We start from the raw sequence: 19,186 nt of genomic DNA, 5'->3' as shown, positions 1-19,186 counted from the left end.
GCGACATCGTTCGCAGAACAGGCATCCGACCACGTGGAGAATGTGGCAGGTTACAGCGAGGCCAGCGAGCTCGGGAGAGTCAGCGCAGTGCCGTTGTCGCATATATCGGTCGAGGTCGGCCACTTCCTGATGCAGGATCTGATCAACGGTGTGGATCGGATTCGGCAGCAGTTCCGGCGTATCGTGCCACTGCTCGACGCGTTCACCCGGTCCGCGCAGGCCGAGTTCGGATCGCGGGCGCGGGTCAGCACCTGTTTCCTCGTCGACGACTATTTCCGGCGTGATACCGATCCGGGCGTGATCCTCGACAAGGTGCTGGGCACCGCCGCCGAATGTGGGCTCACGATCGATTACCTGGCCCGGGAAGCGGGGTGTGCCGACGTTCCCGAGGTCGTTCGGGAAGGCGTCCTGCGCAGCCCCGCGATTGCCCTGGCCGAAATGGTGCGGCATCGGATCGTCGCCGAGCCCGATCAGGGATCCAATGGCCGCCGGCCCCCGACTGCCGAGTCCGGGTGGTTGTGCAACGGAAAACGGGCCACCGACCAGGAACCCGGGCTGGCGATGCACCCCGAGCAGGAGTATCAGCCGCCCGAGGAATTCGGCCGCCGGGTGCATTCGGTATTCCTCGATGTCGAGATGTGGAACCAGAACCCCGATGGGGGCACCCCCAGATGGTCCTGTCCGTATCTGGCGGCGATCTGGCAACTGCTACGGCTGGGCATGCTGCGCTACGAGGGGCGGCCCCCGGTGGAACCGCAGGTGTGGAACCGGGAACGGTGGCCCGGCCATTGGGAGGATCTCCCTGCGGTCATTCAGCTCAACGAGAGCGCCAAACCGTTCGCCGCCTACCGTTCGCTGTCGATTCTGCCCATGCGCTACGTCGGTATCGAACACTCGGTCCGGGTGATCCTCGACCACATCCAGCTCGACCACGAGGTGGTCGAGCAGGTGATCGCGCGTGGCCGCGCCGAGAACGTCGCAGTGTCCCGGCGGGTCGCGGAGCGGCTCGAGCATCATCTGCTGGCCGGATCCTGATGGCCGGATCCGATGCCGCAGAGTCACCGCGTGGCTCTGCCCGCCGTTCTGCCCGGGCACAGGGGAGGGGCCGGGCGGTACGGGTTCTCGCCCGCGCCGCGGCCGGCCAACCGCGCACCCCGTCGCCGCCTGCGCCGCCGCACACGCCGCCCGGCATCCTCGCGATGCTCGGTGAGGTGAGCACCGCCCTGCTGCCCACGGCCACCGCCCTGCAGCACGGCGAGGTCAGGGAGCTGCTCGAATTCAGCCCGGATCATCGGGTGCGGTGGCGGGAACGGCCGGTGTCGCTGGGGATTTCGCCACCGGTCGCGGAGGGGGTGGATTGCGGGCTCGCTGTCGCCAGACATCCGGCAGTGCGAGCGATCGGCACCATCGCCTTGCGCGCGACCGTGGTGGGCGGACGGATCGTACAGAGTTCGGCCCGGTGTTCGATCACGCGCTCGGCGTCGGACAAGCGGCAGGGGTGGTTCCACTATCTGAGCCGGGTCGGTGTCCTCGAGGTGATGACCAGGGTCACCCATGAGACACCGGCACGCCTGGCCGAGGGTTTCCTCGGTGACCGTCCGAGCTCGGCGACCCTCGACCTGACCTCGCCGACCGATCGGCTCCTCGGCCGGATCGGGCTGCGCCGGCTGGACAACGAGGCACCCCTGCGTGCGGGGACGCTCCGGCTGCGCTGGGCAGCCCGCGTCGGCGACCTTCCGCGGGCCCAGGTGGCGCTGCGAGTACACGACGACCTGACCAGAACGGCGCTGATAGTTGTGCCCACGGAGTCGGAACTGGATGGTGTGCAGCGTTTCTGCGAGGATCTCGCCGCCCATGATTGGCTGCTGACCGTCGCGGCCGATGCCGTCGAGCGTGCGGATCTGGCCGGTCCGGGGACCGCCGAATCCGTGGACATCCTCGCCCCGGTACTGGAACATCTCGCGCACCTGTGGGTTCCGGGTGCTCATACGCCGGCGGCGCTGCGCGATTTGTGGGCTCAGCTGGCCGAGGAACCCGACCTCGCCGCGCAATGGCTGCGCACGGTCGGGCATATGCGTAACCGGCTGCTGGTCTCGACATGGAAGGCCATGCACGAGAACGCCGGGTGAGGATCAGAATCGGAACCAACGCCGCACCAGCAGCGCGAACAATACCGAGAGGAAGATGATTCCGGTCCAGGATTCGACCAGCAACAGAACCTGGGCCCGGGCGTTGAGATCGTCGACACCCACCGGATCGAGATAGTTGGTGAAGCATATCCTGGCCGCATCGGCGAGCGAATGCCCGGTCAGTTCCTTCCCCTCCAGTATCCAGTACAGGATGGTGAACAGGACCAGCTGTACCGCTACCCAGGCCAGAAGCTGAAATGGTTTGAAGCCGTACCCGCACAACAAATCCGAGATCCACCCCGGAATGCGTCGCCACCGTGGCCTGGTCGCCTGCCGCTTCGCCCGTGCCCGCGCCAGGCGGCAGCGGTCCTGGGCCGTGATATCTTCGGCGACATCGAAACAGTACGTGGCGCGCTTATACGCGAGTGCCGCGTGACCGGGCAACCCGCTCTTTTTCAAGACGCCGCCGATCACTTCGTACAGCTCGGCGATATACATGTTCTGAGTACCGCTGAGCCGGCGTGGCCCGCGGAACTCCACCTCCAGTGCCAGTAACTTCTGAATGGTTGCGGCCGGCCCGTGCAGAATGGCGGAATCTTCACGGTTCGGGCGGTGGATCTGCTCGAAGACGAGGGCATCTCCGCGCAGCGGTACATTGGATTTTTCGTATTCGACGACGACCTGTTCGACGCGCTGATGGAAATTGGCGAGCAGATTCCTTTCGGTGAGTGGTTTGCCGTCGGCCTGGAGCGTGCCCAGTTCGTCCAGACGGAGCGCGTAGTGAGCGGATTGACGGCCGATGAGGTCGATCATGGATCGCACCGCGGTTGGAATCTGGTCGCTGCCGGTGTCAAGCATGGGTCCCCTTGAACTGAGTAGGTGGATCAGAGCTGCCGGCCGCGCGGGCGCTTGACCCATTGGGGGTCGCCGGGCGCGGCGCTGTCCCAGCGCCTCGGGGCGGGTTCGAGCCGGAACTCGAGCACATCACGCGGCTCGTCGGCACCGAAATAGTTCAGGTCGTGCTCGACCTGCCGAAAGCCGGTCTTCTCGTACAGCCGGACCGCGGCGGTGTTCTCCTGACGCACGGTGAGGCGGACCCGGGGTATCTGTCCGTCACGGCACCGCTCGAATACATGTTCCAGCAAACGAGTTCCGACACCGTTGCGGCGGGCCCGTTCGGACACAGCCATACTCAGCACCCAGGCGCAGCCTTGCCCGTCGACCCCGACCACGGCGTACCCGAGGATTTCGCCGCGCTCTTCGGCGACGACCCACTGCGATCCGTGCAGTTCGAACAGCTGCCGCAGGATGAAGAACGGGTAGGCCAGGTCGGTGAACTGGGCGTTTTCCATGCCCGCCAGGATGGGCAGGTCATCCAGTCGCGCGGACCGGATTCTGCCCGCACCTGTCGCGGCGGGCGGAACTCCGTCGATGATCTGCGGCCGGTCGGCTGGTCGACGGGTCATATCTGCTGCCTCACCCCCCCGCGCTCGGCTATCCGCGCCGAACGTCGTCGTTATATAGAGTGTGCATCGGTGATCGAGGTCCGTCCAGAATAGGGAACAGTTTGCCGGTTGCCGCAGAATAGCCTGTGCGACAGCGCAATACGCCTCATCTGCATGCTCAGTGCTATCCCGGCACGTAGGGCCCGGGCGGGACGGGGCTCCGGGTCCGGACAGCTATCGAGCAGCCGTCGGCCTACATCGTCCTGTCCGAGAGCTACCTGACGGCAGGCCCATCCAGCGCGGGCGACGGTATCCGTGACCGGAACCAACCGCCGATGGTCTCGGTGTTCGAGAGGGCACAGCCTGCCTGAACCTCCCCATCCGGCGATGTCGGGGTAACGAGCGAAATCTGCGGACCCCCACCCAACACGCGTTGCTCGCTGTGGGTTGAGTGGGGTATCGGGAGATGGGTAGGGTCGTAGAGACGCGGGGGGCCGGCCGGTTCCCGGTTCTGTATGGAATGCCGGTGTCGGGAGGTTCGTGATGGCCGTTGTGCGGTCGATCCGGGGGATTCTGTGTGGAGTGGGGGTCGCGCTGCTGGTCGCGGGGTGTGATTCGGGGAGCGGCGGGGCGGAGTCGCCGGTGACCACGACGACCGGGTTGCCGATCGCGGCGGAGGCGCCGTCGTCGTTCGATCCGTGCACGGATATCCCGCAGGACGTGCTGGCGTCGGAGAGTCTGGTCCCTGACGGCTTGGACTCCAATGCCGACGGTGGCCAGGGGATCAAGTGGCGCGGATGCGGCTACGTTGCCCCCGACAGCTACGCGGTGGGTATTACGACGACAAATCTGACATTGCCGGTCGTACGGGACAACGAAGAGTTCGTGGTTCGGCAGGAGTACACGGTCGACGGCCGCGCAGCGATGGCGGTTGACGCGGCGGGTGCCCCCGATGTACGTGCTTCCTGCCTGTTCTATGTCGAGATGGAAGGGGGAAGCCTTGAATTGTCGATGGACAATCCGGCGTCGAACGATAAGACAGGTCAGCTGGACACATGTGGACTTGCGCAGGGCCTCGCTGAGAAGATCGCTCCTCTGATTCCCGATGCGTGAGTTGCCGGGCGTGTTGTTGGTCCCGTTGTGAGTTGTTCATCAGTGCGAGGGGTGCAGGAATGAGTGGAGATACGGCGCAACGTCCGTTGGATGAATTACTTACGGAGGCGCGGGAAGGGCGCTTGTCGGTGAATCTCGGTTCCGGTTCCCCGGATTCAGTTCGAGTGAACGCCGAAGAATTCGTGTATATGGAGCGCGATTGTGAGGGGTTCAAACTCCTCATTCGGGCGCTTCAACGTCTGGCGCGCGATATCTACAACCGCGAGCGGTGGGACCTTGGAGAAGGCGCGGGCAATCTGCCCTCAGCGCAAACTCTCGTCGGTCGCTTCCGAACGAAAGCGCAGAATGCGGGAGACGGGAACGACGTCCACGCGATTCTGGAACAGCATTACGTGATCGTCGAAGATATTCAAGAGTTGCACCGGGTGATCGCGCAGCGGTATATGGAGACCGATGAGGCGTTCGCCGGCCGGTACAACGAGTTGATGGCCGGGGCGCCGCCGGTCGTGCCGTTGGCGATGCCGCCGGCCTTCCCGGTTACTGCAGGACAGTAGGAGGCCCGCGGTTCGGCCATACGGTGCGTCAGTGAGTTCGAAACAGGGGGAATGATGGCCTTCCAGAACGAGAATCCGAGAATCGGTGATCCGGAGGAACCGAATGGATTCTCCCACCCCGAGATCGACGGAGCATTCAAGCCGCTGGCTCCCGGCGATCACGGCATGATGGCCTCCGATCAATACGGGCAGATCGCCGCTCAGTGGGAGAGCGGAGTGCAGGTGTTCGCGGCGCGGATCCGGCGATCCAGCGCTGCTGCCTGGGAAGGGCCGGCGGCGGAACAATCGCGGCAGGCGATCGACAACTACGCGACCCGGGCCGAAGACCTCGTTCCCGCGCTGGATGCCCTTGCTGTCCAGGTCTATGAGTCCGTCGTGTCGATTATGCGTACTCAGACCAATCTGCCCGAGGTGATCGAGAAGCATTCGGGTTGGGATCCGAGGGAGTGGACCATCCTCGGGTTCGACAACGAGCGGACCGACAACGAAGAATCGGCCCGGCAGGTCATGCGGGACTACTACGTAACCGGCTTCGTCGCGGCCGATACGAAGATCCCCGTGCTGCCCGTCCCGGTGAACCCGACCCAGCCCCTGCACCCCGATCTGCCCACCGACACCGGTGACCAGCCCGGCCCTGGCGATAACTCCACCGAGGAGGGCGGTAACCCGAACAGTTCGGATACCGGAAACCCGGAGGAGGAGAGTCCTACCGGGGAGGAGCCCGGTGCGGAGGAGCTCGGAGATGATCCGGGTACCGAGGAGACGGAGGATCCGGGTACCGAGCAACCCGGTGAGACACCGGCGGGAACGACACCGTCCACCACGGATAGCCCGGTATCCACCACACCCAGTACCACGACCATGCCGAGCACCACGACCACTACCGGCCCGGGGTCTCCCGGGTCGCCGAGCGGAAGTCCGGTGACCACCGGCGATCCCGGCCGCAGTGTGCCAGGTACCCCGAACACCACCGGTGCTCCGCCGGTGGCGGCGGCCGCGGGGACCACCAGTTCGGGCGCGGCGCGCAGCGGCATGCCGGGGATGATGTCGCCGGGGGCCGGTCGCGGGCAGCAGGGCGGCGAGGACGACAAACACGAGATTCCGGACTATCTCATCACCGCCGAGAACGCCGAGGAACTGATCGGGGAATTGCCGCCCACGATTCCCGGCGGGGTTCTGGGCGGCGAGGCTCCGGCGGCGCGGCCACCGGAACGCGAATGAGTGACCTGCCCGATCCGGACCGTGCCCGGCTGCCGGAGCCGACGCTTCGGCAGCCGTGACGTAATCGAGGAAATACCACCGACAATGAGCACATGGATCTGGGAGCCGGATGATTTCGCCGCGCTCTGGTATCGCGACGCAATCGACCGATTCCCCCGCCCGCTGCACTATCTGAGCCGTTACAAGACCCGCAACCCGTACGAGGCACACGCGGCGGCTGTGCGGGAGCGGTACGACCGGGACGAGCGCGAACTGATCCGGCGGGCACTGCACACCGTTTCCGACGGCGATCTGCGGATCGAGATCCGGGGTGCCTCGACCGCGACCACCAAGGGCCGGGTGCGTGAATATCGCGTTGCCGGCGCGCGCGACAACCACTACGGGGTGGTGCTGGCCCAGTCGGCGATCGACGGCGTCGACGGTTCGATCCATGCCCAGCTGTTCGCCCCCGAACAGCTGCCGAAACGTCTCGCCGGCCTGGTGTCGCCGTGCGATCCCGGCCGGGAAGCGGCGGCCACCTTCCATATCGACGATCTCGCGCCCGGCCGCGATCAGCAGCGGTCCCTGCGGCGCGGTCCCGGCGAACAGTACCGGCGGCTCGCGCAGCGGCCTGCGGACGGCAGCGGCAGCGCGGGCCTGCGGGTCGGGTCGATCCTGGATCGTCCCGAACCCTGGTACCGAACCCAGTGGTTCGATATCACCGGCGACGGCCGCTACCTGGAGAAGCGGACGCGCGAACACGTCATGGTGCGACCGGTCGGTGCTGCCGACCTCGCGGCCGGTTTCGCCGACTGGATCGACCGCGCGCTCGTCCGGCTGCGGGAGGACGAGCCGGATACCTGGTAGTACCGTCCTCGGCTGCCCGGATACCCGAGGCGGTGCGGACCGGCCCGATCGGGCGCCAGGACAGGGGAGCGGTCTGCCGCTATCCATCGAGATACCGCGCGATATCGATGAGAGCGGTTGCCCCATAGAGTCGTTCACCGTCCGATGCGTCCAGCAGCGCCCAACCGGCCGGTGTGCCAGGTTCACGGACGAGCCGGTAACCGAGGCTCCCGGCCTGCGCGGCGAGCGAGTCGAATGGTGCCTGGCGATCGTCGCGCTCCGGGGAACCGTTCACCGTGCCGGCCCGGTTTCCCGCGGCGGCCACCGACGCAAGGCGTTCGACACCCGGATGAGTGTGGCGAGGTTGGTCGCGGGTCCCCCATTCCTTCCCCGGGGCACATGAGTCGCACCGGGAATGCGGCGCGGCAATTCTTCTTTCACTGACATATTTCCCTTCGCATGGCCGGATCAGTACTCGGAGAATTCCCATAGGCCGGGAACCATTCTGCGTTCCTCGACCAGTCGGGCCCGCGCTTGCCTTTTTATCGGACACGCCGTCGACGGGCACTCGATATGGGTCTGCATCACCCGGTGGGCGTGATCGACGCTCATCACCGGCACCCTCCGGTGGTCGACTACCGGCAGTCCGAACAGCATGGTCACCTCGCAATGTCGGGGATGGTGGTGTGCGATATGGAAAATTCCGCCACGGAATTTTCCATGTCATCGGCCGCGCATTCAGTCAAGCATCCTCTTTCCCGATTGTGAATCCCTACGTAAGATTCGGGGGCACAACGGAATTGCACCGGGTGGCCAGGTAATTCCGAACTGTTCGACCGTTCCATTCGAGTTGGAATAACCGCGAGTAACGCCTACGAAGGGGAGAGAACTATGTCGATCGAATCCAACCCCACGAATCCGCCGACGCTGCCGCGCCGGGTACTGGGCCGCCGCCTGCGCGAACTGCGCGAGCTGGCGGGGATGAGCAGGGCGAACGCGGCGCGGAAGTGCGAGATGGGCGCGCAGACGCTGTGGCGCTTGGAATCCGGGCGCAACAGCGAGACGAAGAAGATGGTGGTCAACGCGCTGTGTGACACGTACGGTGCGAGCGCTGAAGAACGCCGTGAACTGCTGTGGCTCGTAGACGAATCCCGCAAGGACGGGTGGTGGCAGTCGTATGCCGACGCGATGGTGCCGGAGGTTGAGATGTACTTCGGTCTCGAACAAGCGGCGTCTGGGGTCTTCACATGGCAGACGGCCACCTTGCCGGGTCTAGTTCAGACCGCAGACTACCGTCGTGCACTGTGGGAGATTTCGAAGTCGCTGGGGAAGCCGGTCGATCTCGACCGTGAGATCGCTCTGCTGCAACGTCGGCAAGAGCGGCTGAGGGAACCGTCCGGGTTCACCCTCAGCGTTGTGCTGAGCGAGTTCGTGCTTCGTCATCCCACCGGTGGTGTCGGGACTATGGCAGACCAGTTGGATCACCTCGCCGAGATGTGCGCGATGCCCAACGTTTCGCTTCGAGTTCTTCCTTTTTTCACCCCGGACCACCTCGGGCTGACAGCGAAGGACTTCATTTTGCTGGAATTTCCCGACCATCTGAATCCGGTCCTGACCGAACCTCCTGTGGTCTACGTCGAGGGCTACAGCGGAGCGTTGTACCTGGACAAGCCGAGTGAGATCGCTCGGTATCAAGCAGCTCGGAGTTCCATTCTGCAAGTAGCATTGGACGAGCCAGACACACAGCGCCTGATCGAGGCGACGGCAAGGGAGTATCGGGCATGAGCATTGACCTAACCGACGCAGCCTGGTTCAAGAGCAGCCGCAGCGCCAGCGGAAAGGAATGCGTTGAGGTGGCCCATCTCCGGTCAGGGATGGTGGGTGTGCGAGATTCCAAGAACCCCAGCGGCGCGGCCCTGGTTTTCGGTCCGGGCGAGTGGGACACATTCACCGCTGGTCTGCGCGCGGCTGGATCAGAGCCGACAGTCTGAGCAACCTGTGTGATCCGGATGTACCGACAACGCTCCCGCCGCCGCGCGGGAGCGTTCGCGTTTCACCGATTCTGCGAGTTCGTCGATACTGGGTCAGGCTCTGCCGCCGCAGCCTCCTCGAACAGATCGCGCTGGTCAACGCGGTCGGAATCGAAGTCACAGTCGCTGCAGTTCGCTGCGGCGGAATCGTAGTTCGCGTTCCACTTTGCGGACGGGGGAGCCGGTGAAAGGTAGCCGGGCGTAGTCGACAGATTCCGCGGCACGCAGTGCGACGGCGCGCGCGGAGGCTGCGCCACGCTCGGGCAGCCCGATCTCGGCGGCGAAGCCGATCCAGTCTCGTGCTTTCAGCTTCCGGGTTCGGCCGCCGACAGGCAATGCCATCGAATCATCGTCGTAGATCAGTGTGCCGGGGATGTCGTATATCGGTGCGATTGCCCATCGACCGTCCGGTCTTTCGAGCACACCGAGGTTCTTGCCGTGCAGATCACCGTTCCCGGTGAGCCAGGCGAACAAGAACTGCAGGTACAGGTTTCGTACGGCGACTCGCGACGCCGGTACCACGGCGGCGAGTGCCTGGACGACCTCGATCGCATCCACCGTGTATTTGCCCGCAGGCGGGATTCCCATGACCTGGGTGGCGTCTTCGAATGCCAGCCGGGTCCATGTGCCGTCCTGTTCGATTCGGTCGAATCGTTGCACCAGCAAACCGGATGTGCCTACGCGGTCCGTGATCAACTGTGCGGCGGCGACAGGGACTTTGAGCATCCGCGCCGCATCGAGGTGAAGCGCTTCGTTCTCCACCAGATACGGAAATCCGTTTTGCGAGAGTTTCAGTATGAACCGTCCGAAACCGGCCGCGAGCGGCGTGCTGATCATGGATGTACTGGCCTTTTGCTGCACACCGGGGAGTGCATGAGGATCGACCTTCTCCACCAGGGCTGTGAAGTCCAGCTCGGCGGGTGACTCGCCGTCGACAAGCGCCGGAACCTCGACCAGAGGTTCTCCATGAGGTATCACCTGCACATCCCCGGGCGCGTCTGCGCCGACCGCCAGTAGCAGTGTGAGCTCGTCGTCGAGGCCGGTTTTCACCGCTCGTTGCAGCACCGACAGCCGGTGCCCTTCGGGGAGCAATCCCGCGAAATAGGCGGGCACGCTGCCTCCGAAGGTGCGGACCGGCTCGTCCGTCAGGGGCAGTGTGGTGGCGATCGGTCGTTCGGCTGCCGTCAGATATTCGGGTAGGTAACGGAGCTCGAGTGTGCCGTCGGTGCTCTTGGTCAGCTCCGCCGCTCGTCGGCCGGACTTGTAGACGTCCGCGGCGCGAATAGTGCGAAGGCGGGTCAGGTCCGTCATCCGTTGAGTTCCAGTGCGAGACCCAGGACGTCGGCGACTTCGGCAACCGTTTTGATCCCGGCTTTCCCGGTTCCGTGCTCGATATCACGGACCGTGCGGGTCGATGTCCCGGCGAGTTCGGCGAGCTGTTCCTGAGTGAGCTGGTACCGGCGACGGGCAGCACGAATATCGGCGCCGATGCGCTGCACCCGATCCATACAGCCTCCTAATCGGCAGAATTCTGCCGAAAATGCCGATAAGTAGGTTAGAGGCTACGTCATCAGTCCTGAATCGGCAATATGCTGCCGATTTCTCTTGAGGTTGACTCCTGGGCTGCCATGAGATTCGGTTTCGGCAGGATCCTGCCGAAACTTGTCGGCTATGTCTTCGGCGTACAAGAAAGCGTGGCCGGGGCCGCTCGCGGCGAGATCGTGTCGCGTCGTCCGTGCCAAGTGGCAAGCCAGGATGTCGGTGAGGCGCCTTACCATCGCCGAATGTCGTTCACCCTGCGCCAGTGGCCCGCCGATACCAGCGAACCCGAGCCGGAACCTCCGGTGCGGAATACGCCGGTGGCACACCGAGAGTCGATCGGTCCCTGGGTATTCGAGATCCGCAGCGCTGTACCCCTGTCGCCGGTCGACTGTCAACGGATCATCGCCTCTATCGTGTCACCGGACGGGGCCGGACGGCACCACGGAGATATCGCAGCCGATGCGGCCGCGCGGGCGGCGGCGGAACTCACCGAGGCACTCGGTACGGGGCGCAATCTGGACGACTACCTCGAAGAAGACGCGTCGCTGTTCATCCGGACCGACTTCGGTGACGACGACGCGTGGCGGGTCGTGGCCGCATTGGCGATGGCGCCCGGCGTGGGCGGGGATGCCGAATTCGTAGCTACGCTGACCTGCATCGATAATCCGGAGAACGACGGTTTGTCAATCGATGCGCTCCTCGGCAAGATCGGCGCGCGGCCGACCTTCTATGCCTTCCTCGCCGATACCGTCACCCTCACCGACCCCGAACATCCGATCCTTGCCGTCGATACCGGCCCCGAGGAGACCGGTCACGAACGCGGTCGTACGCTCCGTGTGCTCCCGTCGGAAATGCCGGCCATCGAAAACAACCTGTCCATCTCCAATATGGACTTCTGGGAATTCGCCGACGCCGCCGGACCGGACGGAGTGTTCCGCGGCTTCGCGTGAACGAGAATTCGCGCGCAGGCTGCGGGAGGTCCTCGATGGACGAGAGTGAGGCCGATGCGGGTGGGCTGTGGCGACCTGAACCCCGGGTCGGCCCAGCGCTGGTGATCGCGCCCCGGCGCCGGTACGGTGACTCTGCTCGATCGCGTCTCGCGCTGCGAGTGGACGCCTCGGCCGAGGCATCCGGGATCTACTCGGACGAGGTGATGTCGTGCTCGACGGACTCCGCACGGCCACGCTGCTCGCAGCGACCCTGGCCACCGGACTGATGGCGGGGGTGTTCGGGATCTACGCGCTGGCGATCATGCCGGGTCTGCGGACCGCCGACGACCGGACGTTCATCGGTTCCTTCCAGGCCATCGACCGGGCCATCGTGAATCCGCTGTTCCTGCTGACTTTCATGGGTGCGCTGGTGCTTTCGGTGATCGCGGCGCTGCTGCAGATCGGCGGTGGCCGCGGTGGGGTGCTGGTGTGGACCGCGGTGGCCGCGGTGCTCTACTTCGCGGCGGTCGCGATCACCGTCGCCGTGCATCTGCCGCTCAACGACGCGTTGAAGGCCGCCGGCGTGCCGGCCGAGATGGCCGATCCGGCGGCCGTGCGGGCCGATTTCCACGAGGAACGGTGGGTGACCTGGAACCTCGTCCGCACCGTGACGAGCACCGTGGCCTTCGCGTGCCTGGGCTGGGCGCTGGTGCTGTGGGGCAAGGCCCAGGCCGCCGGCTGATCGGTATCAGAAAGCCAACTCGCTGTCACTCGTAGCGGACCGTCACCGAGGGGGTGTCGGGGACGGCCTGGCAGGTGAGGATGTAACCCTCCTCGAGGTCGTCGTCGGTGAGCGCGTCGTTGACGCGCATGGTGGCCTTACCGTCGGTAAGTTTTGCCATGCAGGTGGCGCAGTTACCGGATTCGCAGGAGAACGGCGGGGTCAGCCCGGCGCGGCGGGCGCTCTCCAGCAGGGTTTCGCCGTCGCGCCGGGGGACCGATTTCTTCTTCCGGTTCAGGAAGATCGTGATCGTGCCCTCTTCCTCGGCGGTGGCCGGGGCGGCCGCCGGTGAGACGGTGCCGGCCGGGGCGCCCTGCGGTTCCGCGGTGTGGGCGGGAGCCGGGGCGGTATCGGCCGGTTTGGCGGGGGTAGCGGCGCCGAAGCGTTCCGAGAAGATTCGCCCCGGTCCGGGTAGCGCGTTCTCGACCAGTTCCATGAACGGTTCCGGCCCGCAGATATAGGCGTCGCCGGCGGTATCGGAGCCGACGAATTCGAGGACCTTGGCGGCGTCGACGTAGCCGTGTTCGTCGTCGCGGTGCCGGAGCACCGTCAACCGGCCCGGATACTTCGCGACCAGGTCGTCGAGAGCGGCCTCGAAGATCGCGGAGGTACGGTCGCGGTCCGCGCAGAGCAACCGGACACTGCGGCCGGTGGTGGCCAGGGTGCTCTTGGCCAGCGAGATGATCGGGGTGATGCCGCTGCCGCCGGAGAACCCGAGCAGGGGGACATCGGCCTCGCGCAGGCAGAAACGCCCGGTGGGCACCGTCAGTTCGACCTCGTCGCCCTCGCTGAGGTTGTCGTGCATCCAGTTCGACACCGTGCCGCCCGGTACCCGTTTGACCGTGGTCATGAACTCGGTATCGGTCTCGGGGGCGCTCGACATCGAGTAGGACCGGAAGAACGGTTTGCCGTCGACGGTGAACTTGAACGTGCAGAACTGCCCGGCCTGGTAGGAGAACGGCCCGTCCTCCGGTTCCAGCACGAAGGTGCGGGTGTCCGGTGTCTCCTTGACGATCCGGGTCACCTTCGCGCGCCGGAACAACGGTGGTCTCGCCATGGTCGCCTCCTTCTGGTATTAAGATTCTATCCAAGCGAGAATAGTATTCTCAAATTCGGATAGGAACAGCGATGAAGTCGTACCGGATCGGGGGACGCAGATGACAGGTCCCACAGTGCTCGCCTTCGAGGAGCGTGAGTACACCCGCGCCGAACTGGACGCGACGGCGGACGGCCTGGCCGAGATGCTGGCCGGGCGCGGGGTGCGGCCGGGGCAGCGGGTGGCGCTGATGTCGTCCAACCGTCCGGAATTCGTCACCGCGGTGCTGGCGGTCTGGCGGCTGGGCGCGGCGGTGGTGCTGCTGAGCCCCGCGTGGAAACGTGCCGAGGTCGCGCACGCGCTCGAGATCACCGGCGCGCAGCATGCTCTGGGCGATCATCCGGTGCTGGGTGAACTCATGGACATGCTGTCCCTGGACGAACCGGTGCCCCCCACCACCCGGACCTTCGATCCGCCGGACCCCGGTAGCGACGCGGTTCTCGTATTCAGTTCGGGCACCACCGGATTGCCCAAGGCGGTGCGCCACACCCACGCGTCGTTCGCGGTCGCGGTCGTGCACTGGCGCGAGGCCCTCGGACTGGGCCCCGGCGACCGGATCCAGGTGGCGACGCCGCCCTCGCACATCCTGGGCATTCTCAATATCATCACCGCGCTGGAATGCGGGTCCTGGCTGCGCCTGCACCGCAGGTTCGACCTCGAGCGGGTACTGCGCACCATCGAAGCCGACAAGATCACCGTGGAGATGGCGGTGGCGCCGATCGCGCTCGCCATCGCCCAGCACCCCGATCTGGAGTCCTACGACCTGTCTTCGCTGCGCTACATCATGTGGGGGGCCACCCCGGTGACGCCCAGCGTGGCCGAAACGGTCACCCGGCGAACCGGCGTCACCTGGCTGCCGGCCTACGGCGCGAGTGAACTCCCCGTGATCGCCTGCAATCCGATCGACGGGCCGCGGCTCGACAGCGTGGGCAAGGCAGTGCCGGGCGTGCGGGTCCGGGTGGTCTCCCTCGACGACGGTGCACCGGTGCCGCCCGGCGAGGACGGCGAGATCCAGTTGCGCGCGGACTCGCTGATGGCCGGGTACCTGCCCGATTCGGCGACGGCGGGCGCGCTCGACGACGGCTGGTATCGCACCGGCGATGTGGGAAATGTGGACGGCGACGGCTGGATCCGGCTCACCGACCGATCCAAGGAAATGATCAAGGTCCGCGGATTCCAGGTGGCGCCCGCCGAGATCGAGGCCGTGCTGCACGGGCACGACGCGGTGGCCGACTGCGCGGTTTTCGGGGTGCCCGACGGCGCCAACGGCGAGGCCATCGTGGCGGCCGTCGCGATCGCGGCGCCGGTGACGGCCGCGGAATTGACGACGCTCGTGCAGGAGCGGCTGGCCGGTTACAAGCGCCTGCACCGGGTGCTGTTCGTGGACGAGATCCCCCGCCTGCCCTCGGGCAAGGTGCTGCGGCGAGTGCTGAAGGAGCGTTATGGACGTCCGGCTGACGAGTGAACAACGCCAACTCCGGGACGCGGCGGCCGAACTGGCCGATGAACTCGGGCCCGGGTCGGTACTGGACCTGGCGGACACCACCCGCCGGGCCCGGCTGGAAAAGGCGGTATCCGGTACCGGGTTCCGCGAACTGCGGTCCGACGGCGCCACCGGCGTCGAGGTCGCGCTGGTAGCGGAGGAATTCGGCCGCGGCCTGGTCGACGTGCCGTTTCTCGGCCCGATCCTCGCCGACGATCTGCACGGGCGGGCCGACGGTGAGACCGCGCTGTGGACGGTCTCGGTGGACGGACTCGCCATCGACGCGACCGGATGCGAGCGGGTGCTGCGGCTCGACGGCAGTACGCTGCTGGCCGGCCGGGTCGGCGCACCGGTGCCCGGAGCCGACCTCACCCGTGCCGGCGCCGCGGCGGAAGGGCCCTGGGAATCGCGGGGGGATATCTCCGACCGGCACCGCCACCGCTGGCACGCCCTCGCGCTGACCGCGACCTGCGCCGATCTGGTCGGCACCGCCCGGGGTGCGCAGCGGCTCGCGGTCGAATACGCGAAAATGCGCGCCCAGTACGGCAATACGATCGGCTCCTACCAGGCCGTGGCGCATCTGCTGGCCGAGAGCGAGGCGCTGATCGAAGGATCGATCAGCGTGCTCTGGCATGCCGCGTGGGCCGTCGACGAACTCGACCCGGCCGAGGCGTTGCAGGCCGCCCGGATCGCCAAGATCTACGCCGCCCGCGCCACCCGCACCGTCTGCGAGACCGCCATCCAGGTGCACGGCGGTATCGGCAATACCTGGGAATGCCTGGCCCACGTGTATCTGCGGCGGGCACTGGTGTCCACCGAACTGTTTCCCGTCCGACTGGAGGAGGCCGGCCTTGGACTTTCGTGATTCCCCGGAGGAAGCCGCGTTCCGGGAAAGGCTGCGCGGCTGGCTCACCGATATCGCCGGTAAATACCCGACCTCCGGTGACGAGTACTGGGCCCGGCAGGGCGAATGGCATGCCGAGCTGTACCAGGCCGGGTTCTTCGGGCTGTCCTGGCCGCAGGAGTACGGCGGCCAGGATCTCGCACCGGTCTTCGATGTGATCCTCGACGAGGAACTCGCCATCGCCGGCGCTCCGCCCCGGCCGAGCCTCGGCTACCTGATCCAGGGGCTGGGGCGGCATGCGAGCCCCGATCTGTGCCGCCGGTTCCTGCCCGGGATGATCGACGGCAGCCAGCGCTGGTGCCAGGGTTTCAGCGAACCCGGCGCCGGCTCGGACCTCGCCTCGCTCACCACCACCGCCACCCGTGACGGCGACGACTACGTCATCCACGGCCACAAGATCTGGACCAGCTACTCGGATGTGGCCGACTGGTGCCTGCTGCTGGCCCGCACCGACCCGGACGCGCCGCGGCACAAGGGGATCTCGGCGTTCGTCCTGTCGATGAAACAGACAGGTGTCCAGCAGCGTCCGCTGGAGATGATGAGCGGGGTGACCACCGAATTCGGGCAGGTGCTGTTCGACGGCGCGCGCGTACCCGCCGATCAGATGATCGGCGCGCCCGGCGAGGGCTGGAAACTCGCGATGACGGTGGTCGGGCACGAACGCGAACCCTCGACCCTCGGCTACGCCGCCCGCTACGGAAAACTGGTGCGGCAGCTGGCGTCCCGGGTGGACGGCCCGCTGCCCGACGATCTCGCCTGGGCCGCGGTGCAATCGGAGATGTTGCGCCTGCACGTCCGGCGGCGGCTGTCCGAACAGCTCGACGGTGTGACGCACGGTCCGCAGGGGTCGCTGGACAAATTGCTCATGACCTGGGTGGATCAATCGGTCGGACATGCCGCGCTCACCGTCGCGGGCACCGCCGACGCGGAGATGTTCGGCGCCTATCTGTACAGCCGCGCGCAGAGCGTGATGGGCGGGACGTCGCAGATCCAGAAGAACATCATCGCCTCGCGGATCCTCGGATTGGGAGTCTGAAATGTACGATATGCCAGCGGAAATCGATGTCCGGGCCGAGGGCGTTCTGCGCATCGTCACGCTGAACCGTCCCGACGCGCTCAACGCGGTCGACGACGCCCTGCACTCGGGGCTCGCGCGCCTGTGGCCGCGGCTGTCGGAGGATCCCGAGGTGCGGGCGGTGGTGCTCACCGGCGCCGGGAAGGCCTTCTCGGCCGGCGGTGATTTCACCTATCTCGCCGAGCTGGGGCGCGATACCGCGTTGCGGGAGAAGACCATCGCGCACGGGCGCGATATCGTCCTCGGAATGGCGCGGTGCCGGGTTCCGGTGGTGACGGCGGTCAACGGCCCGGCGGTCGGTCTGGGATGCAGCCTCGTCTCGCTCAGCGATATCGTCTACATCGCCGAGAGCGCCTACCTCGCCGACCCGCACGTCCAGGTGGGGCTGGTGGCCGCCGACGGCGGCCCGCTGACCTGGCCGCTGCACACGAGTCTGCTCTTGGCCAAGGAGTACGCGCTCACCGGCGCCCGGATCTCCGCCGAACGCGCCCGCGAGATGGGACTGGCCAACCATGTGGTCGCCGATCCGATGGCCGAGGCGCTGGCCTGTGCCAAGCGGATCGCCGAAATGCCGCGCCAGGCTGTCGAGGCCACCAAACGGGTGCTGAACATGCAGCTGGAGAAGGCGGTGCTCACCACCCTCGACTACGCCCTCACCGCGGAATACCAGTCGTTCCAGACCGACGATTTCCAGGCGACCATCGCCCGGCTCACCGCCGGCAAGAAATAGCGCCCGGCCAGCGGGTTGTCACAGGGGCCCGGCCTCCGGTGCCGCAGGCCAGGTCTGGATCCGAGGTCAGGCCGTGCCCTCGCGCCAGTCGGTCGGAGTGAACTGTTCGGTGCGTATCCGCGCGTCCGGAATACCGTGTTCGCGCAGCGCGGCGCGCACGGTGGTCAGGAACCCGGTGGGGCCGCAGAGCAGGAAGTCGGCATTCGCGGGCAGGTCGAGCGCACCGGGATTCACCGTGAAGTGGGCGCCTGTGCCGTGTTCGCTGTAGTGGAACTCCAGGGTCAGTGCGGGTAGCCGCGGGACCAGCTCGAGCAGCCGGGCCCGCAGCGGGACAGCGTGCGGGGAACGGTCGGCGTGGGCCAGCAGCACCCGCCGGTGCGGGGCATCGCTCGCCAGCTGCTCGAGGATGGCGATCATCGGCGCGATACCGATACCGGCCGAGATCAGGACCAGCGCGGTGGTGGCCGCGGGATCGACCGTGACATCTCCGAAGGGCAGGGTGAGAGTGAGGGTGTCGCCCGGCGCGATATGACGGTACAACCACGTCGACACCTCACCCGCCGGGAACCCCGGCTCGCCGTCGACGCGTTTGACCGCGAACATCAGACGCCCGCCCTCGGCCGGGCCCAGGAGGCTGTACTGCCGCAGCTGGCGGGCGCCGTCGGGAAGTCGTCCGGCCACCGAGATGTACTGTCCCGGAGTGAATCCGGGCAGCGGCCGGGCCGGATCGGCGGACTCCACCGTGAACACCGCGACTCCGGCCGGATCTTCGTCGCGGGCCACCACGACGGCCTCCCGGAAGACCGCGCCGGGTGCCGCCCCGGCCCGTGTGTAGAGCCGATTCTCCTGTTCGATGAGGGCGTCGGCCATCAGCCAGTAGACGCGGTCCCAGGCGGCGGCGACGGGTTCGGTGACCACCTCGGCGCCGAGCACGGCTCCGATCGCGGCGAACAGGTGCTCGTGCACGACCTCGTACTGCCCGGCGGTCACCCCGAGCGACGCGTGTTTGTGGCCGATCCGGGCCAGCATGGCATCCGGCTGCGGGGCGGCGGGGTCGACCAGGCGCGCCGCGAAGCGTGCGATGGACGCGGCCAGCGCGCGGGGCTGGGAGCCCGCCGCCTGATCGGTGCGGTTGAACAGGTCGCGTCCGAGTTCGGGGTGACGGTCGAAGAGTCCGCGGTAGAACACGTCGGTGATCTCATCGATATGGGCCCCGACCAGGGGCAGGGTGGCGCGCACGATCTCGGCGTGCTGTCGACCGAGCGCGGGGAGTGTGGTGCTCATGTGCGTGTTCCCTCCAATCATCGGGTACTCACCCCACGGTCGCCG

The 19,186-nt window shown here is 66.6% G+C and carries 20 protein-coding genes; 14 read left to right on the top strand and 6 right to left on the bottom strand.

All coding sequences use genetic code 11. The features are described 5' to 3' along the window. Positions 1–33 precede the first annotated feature (33 nt). Together AB0F41_RS09845 and AB0F41_RS09840 are read left to right on the top strand one after the other, a co-directional pair. Positions 34–1,035 (top strand): SCO2522 family protein, encoded by a 1,002-nt coding sequence (locus AB0F41_RS09845; protein ID WP_357422390.1) that lies wholly within the window; start codon positions 34–36, stop codon positions 1,033–1,035. Positions 1,036–1,211: 176 nt separating this feature from the next. Continuing rightward, the gene (locus AB0F41_RS09840; protein WP_357422389.1) at positions 1,212–2,129 is read left to right on the top strand and encodes an SCO2521 family protein; all 918 of its coding nucleotides are present in this window, start codon (positions 1,212–1,214) and stop codon (positions 2,127–2,129) included. A gap of 3 nt (positions 2,130–2,132) precedes the next feature. Here the strand turns inward: AB0F41_RS09840 and AB0F41_RS09835 are convergent, their stop codons facing one another. Next, complete coding sequence (locus tag AB0F41_RS09835; RefSeq protein ID WP_357422388.1) at positions 2,133–2,987, bottom strand: hypothetical protein; 855 nt, start codon at positions 2,985–2,987, stop codon at positions 2,133–2,135. A gap of 26 nt (positions 2,988–3,013) precedes the next feature. Continuing rightward, on the bottom strand, positions 3,014–3,595 hold the full coding sequence (locus tag AB0F41_RS09830) for a GNAT family N-acetyltransferase (protein ID WP_357422387.1): 582 nt from the start codon (positions 3,593–3,595) through the stop codon (positions 3,014–3,016). 522 nt (positions 3,596–4,117) lie between these two features. Between AB0F41_RS09830 and AB0F41_RS09825 the strand changes: the two genes are divergently transcribed. From AB0F41_RS09825 to AB0F41_RS09800, 6 genes are all read left to right on the top strand, one after another. Then, positions 4,118–4,687 (top strand): DUF3558 domain-containing protein, encoded by a 570-nt coding sequence (locus AB0F41_RS09825; protein WP_357422386.1) that lies wholly within the window; start codon positions 4,118–4,120, stop codon positions 4,685–4,687. A 59-nt stretch (positions 4,688–4,746) separates the two neighbouring features. Next, a complete protein-coding gene (locus tag AB0F41_RS09820; protein ID WP_357422385.1) occupies positions 4,747–5,241 on the top strand; it encodes a hypothetical protein in 495 nt (164 codons plus the stop codon). 51 nt (positions 5,242–5,292) lie between these two features. Then, entirely contained in the window at positions 5,293–6,462 is a 1,170-nt protein-coding gene (locus AB0F41_RS09815) for a hypothetical protein (RefSeq protein WP_357422384.1), read from the top strand. 84 nt (positions 6,463–6,546) lie between these two features. Then, on the top strand, positions 6,547–7,308 hold the full coding sequence (locus AB0F41_RS09810; protein ID WP_357422383.1) for an ESX secretion-associated protein EspG: 762 nt from the start codon (positions 6,547–6,549) through the stop codon (positions 7,306–7,308). Between the two features lie 870 nt (positions 7,309–8,178). Next, positions 8,179–9,072 (top strand): helix-turn-helix transcriptional regulator, encoded by an 894-nt coding sequence (locus tag AB0F41_RS09805; RefSeq protein ID WP_357422382.1) that lies wholly within the window; start codon positions 8,179–8,181, stop codon positions 9,070–9,072. Then, positions 9,069–9,278, top strand: a complete 210-nt coding sequence (locus AB0F41_RS09800) for a DUF397 domain-containing protein (protein WP_357422381.1) — start codon at positions 9,069–9,071, stop codon at positions 9,276–9,278. The genes AB0F41_RS09805 and AB0F41_RS09800 overlap by 4 nt, the downstream gene beginning before the upstream one ends. Positions 9,279–9,434: 156 nt before the next feature. Here the strand turns inward: AB0F41_RS09800 and AB0F41_RS09795 are convergent, their stop codons facing one another. Together AB0F41_RS09795 and AB0F41_RS09790 are read right to left on the bottom strand one after the other, a co-directional pair. Further along, a complete protein-coding gene (locus AB0F41_RS09795) occupies positions 9,435–10,628 on the bottom strand; it encodes a HipA domain-containing protein (RefSeq protein WP_357422380.1) in 1,194 nt (397 codons plus the stop codon). Further along, on the bottom strand, positions 10,625–10,825 hold the full coding sequence (locus tag AB0F41_RS09790; RefSeq protein ID WP_357422379.1) for a helix-turn-helix domain-containing protein: 201 nt from the start codon (positions 10,823–10,825) through the stop codon (positions 10,625–10,627). The genes AB0F41_RS09795 and AB0F41_RS09790 overlap by 4 nt, the downstream gene beginning before the upstream one ends. A 276-nt stretch (positions 10,826–11,101) precedes the next feature. On the opposite strand from AB0F41_RS09790, the gene AB0F41_RS09785 reads away from it, so the two are divergent. Both AB0F41_RS09785 and AB0F41_RS09780 read left to right on the top strand, forming a co-directional pair. Beyond that, entirely contained in the window at positions 11,102–11,809 is a 708-nt protein-coding gene (locus AB0F41_RS09785) for a hypothetical protein (protein ID WP_357422378.1), read from the top strand. A gap of 208 nt (positions 11,810–12,017) precedes the next feature. Continuing rightward, positions 12,018–12,530, top strand: a complete 513-nt coding sequence (locus AB0F41_RS09780; protein WP_357422377.1) for an anthrone oxygenase family protein — start codon at positions 12,018–12,020, stop codon at positions 12,528–12,530. A 25-nt stretch (positions 12,531–12,555) separates the two neighbouring features. Here the strand turns inward: AB0F41_RS09780 and AB0F41_RS09775 are convergent, their stop codons facing one another. Beyond that, the gene (locus tag AB0F41_RS09775; RefSeq protein WP_357422376.1) at positions 12,556–13,626 is read right to left on the bottom strand and encodes a ferredoxin--NADP reductase; all 1,071 of its coding nucleotides are present in this window, start codon (positions 13,624–13,626) and stop codon (positions 12,556–12,558) included. A gap of 100 nt (positions 13,627–13,726) precedes the next feature. Between AB0F41_RS09775 and AB0F41_RS09770 the strand changes: the two genes are divergently transcribed. From AB0F41_RS09770 to AB0F41_RS09755, 4 genes are read left to right on the top strand one after another with little or no spacing between them, the layout of a single operon-like run. Continuing rightward, positions 13,727–15,130 carry an AMP-binding protein gene (locus tag AB0F41_RS09770; protein WP_357422375.1) on the top strand — a complete coding sequence of 468 codons (1,404 nt, stop codon included), beginning with the start codon at positions 13,727–13,729 and terminating at the stop codon, positions 15,128–15,130. Continuing rightward, the gene (locus tag AB0F41_RS09765; RefSeq protein ID WP_357422374.1) at positions 15,108–16,013 is read left to right on the top strand and encodes an acyl-CoA dehydrogenase family protein; all 906 of its coding nucleotides are present in this window, start codon (positions 15,108–15,110) and stop codon (positions 16,011–16,013) included. The genes AB0F41_RS09770 and AB0F41_RS09765 overlap by 23 nt, the downstream gene beginning before the upstream one ends. Beyond that, positions 16,000–17,088, top strand: a complete 1,089-nt coding sequence (locus tag AB0F41_RS09760; RefSeq protein WP_357422373.1) for an acyl-CoA dehydrogenase family protein — start codon at positions 16,000–16,002, stop codon at positions 17,086–17,088. Before AB0F41_RS09765 ends, AB0F41_RS09760 begins: the two co-directional genes overlap by 14 nt. Before the next feature lies 1 nt (position 17,089). Further along, positions 17,090–17,857 (top strand): enoyl-CoA hydratase/isomerase family protein, encoded by a 768-nt coding sequence (locus tag AB0F41_RS09755; RefSeq protein WP_357422372.1) that lies wholly within the window; start codon positions 17,090–17,092, stop codon positions 17,855–17,857. A 66-nt stretch (positions 17,858–17,923) separates the two neighbouring features. Here the strand turns inward: AB0F41_RS09755 and AB0F41_RS09750 are convergent, their stop codons facing one another. Then, positions 17,924–19,141, bottom strand: coding sequence for a globin domain-containing protein (locus tag AB0F41_RS09750; RefSeq protein ID WP_357422371.1), 1,218 nt, complete (start codon positions 19,139–19,141; stop codon positions 17,924–17,926). Between the last annotated feature and the right edge of the window lie 45 nt (positions 19,142–19,186).

The organism is Nocardia sp. NPDC024068 (genome assembly GCF_040638875.1).
Taxonomy (GTDB): Bacteria; Actinomycetota; Actinomycetes; order Mycobacteriales; family Mycobacteriaceae; genus Nocardia.
Note: the sequence above shows the minus strand (reverse complement) of the source record. Positions and strands in the feature narration are given on the sequence as shown.